This is a genomic window from uncultured Amaricoccus sp., from assembly GCF_937858865.1.
Taxonomy (GTDB): domain Bacteria; phylum Pseudomonadota; class Alphaproteobacteria; order Rhodobacterales; family Rhodobacteraceae; genus Amaricoccus.
In genome coordinates, this window is record NZ_CALLYO010000651.1 from 1 (window position 1) to 1,683 (window position 1,683).

General features: G+C 69.0%; 2 protein-coding genes and 1 pseudogene. All 3 read left to right on the plus strand.

All coding sequences use genetic code 11. The features are described from left to right. The coding region (locus Q0112_RS19410) for an HAD family hydrolase (protein WP_297977750.1) at positions 1–1,059 on the plus strand (1,059 nt) is incomplete at its 5' end. Next, on the plus strand, positions 1,056–1,313 hold the full coding sequence (locus Q0112_RS19415; protein WP_297977751.1) for an acyl carrier protein: 258 nt from the start codon (positions 1,056–1,058) through the stop codon (positions 1,311–1,313). The genes Q0112_RS19410 and Q0112_RS19415, both read left to right, overlap by 4 nt. Beyond that, a pseudogene (locus tag Q0112_RS19420) lies at positions 1,314–1,683 on the plus strand (hypothetical protein); the annotation flags it as partial.

Consider the following 1,683-nt stretch of genomic DNA (forward strand, 5'->3'; position numbering starts at 1 on the left):
AATACCCTCTGGGGCGGGGTGATCGGCGACGACGGGATCGCCGGCATCGTCATCGGCCAGGGCAGCGGCGTCGGCGAGGCGCACCTCGCGCTCCAGGCCTACGCGAAGCGGCTGAGCGAGCGCGGCATCGTGCTCGCGGTCTGCTCGAAGAACGACCCGCACATCGCCGAGGCGGCCTTCGACCATCCCGAGATGCTGCTGAAGCGCGCCGATTTCGCCGCCTTCGTCGCCAACTGGACCGACAAGGCGACGAACCTGCGCGCGATCGCCAAGGCGCTGAACCTCGGCCTCGATTCGCTCGTCTTCGTCGACGACAACCCGGTCGAGCGGGAGCAGGTGCGCTCTGGCCTGCCGGAGGTCGCGGTGCCGGAGCTGCCGGCAGACCCGGCGCTCTACGTGCGCACCCTGGCCGAGGCCGGCTACTTCGAGGCGGCGGCCTTCACCGCCGAGGACCGGGACCGGGCCGAGCAGTATGCGGCCAACCTCGAGCGCGAGAGCCTAGCCGCCGCCGCCGGCGACATGGAGGCCTTCCTCGGGCAGCTCGCCATGACCGTCGAGTTCGGCCCGGTGAACGCGCTGAACCTCGCCCGCGTCACCCAGCTCATCAACAAGACCAACCAGTTCAACACCACCACCATCCGCCGCACAGAGGCGGAGGTGGCGGCGATCGCCGGGGACCCGGCGGGGCTGACGCTGCAGTTCCGCCTCGTCGACAAGTTCGGCGACAACGGCATCGTCAGCGTCATGCTGCTCGAGCCGGCCGGCGCAGCCCGGGCCGAGGGCGAGGGGCGCGCGCTCGAGCTGGTCAACTGGGTGATGAGCTGCCGGGTCTTCGGCCGCCAGCTCGAGGAGGAGGCGCTCAACATCCTCGCCGAGACCGCCCGCGCCCGCGGCGTTGCCGAGATCCGCGCGGCCTTCGTGCCGACGGAGAAGAACGGGGTGATCGCCGACCTCTTCCCGCGGCTCGGCTTCGCGCCGACAGGCGAGGGGCGCTTCACGCTCTCCCTCGCGGCGCACGCCCGCCGCGCCACCCGCATCCGCCACAAGGAGGCCGCGTGACCGACCGCATGACTGACGAGGAAATCTTCGGCACGCTGACCGGAATCCTGCGGGATCTGCTCGGCGACCCCGGAATCGTCCTCACCCCCGCGACGACACGGCCGGAAGTCCCGCGCTGGGACAGCTTCGCCTACGTCAGCTTCATCGTGGCGGTCGAGGTCGAGTACGGCATCAAGTTCCCGATCGCCGAGGTGGAGGCCTTCCAGACCGTCGGCGACATCGTCAACGCCATCAAGAGGCTCAGGGCGGCGTAAATGCTGTTCAATTCGTACGAGTACATCCTGGTCTTCCTGCCGGTCACGGTGCTCGTCTTCCTCGCGCTCGGGCGCAGTTCGCGAGGGATGGCGCTCGGCTGGCTGATCTTCGCCTCGGTCTGCTTCTACGCCTGGTGGCGGCCGGTGAACGTGGCGATCATCGCCCCCTCGATCGCCATCAACTACCTGCTCGGCCGGGTGCTGCTCGGGCTCGCGGGCGACCCGAGTAAGGCCCGCCGGCGCACACTCCTGCTCGCGCTCGGCATAGCCTTCAACGTCTGCTTCCTCGGCTACTTCAAGTATGCGAACTTCGCGGTCTCGGTGGTGGACGACCTCTCCGGGCAGGACTTCGTCTTCAAGCAGGTGATCC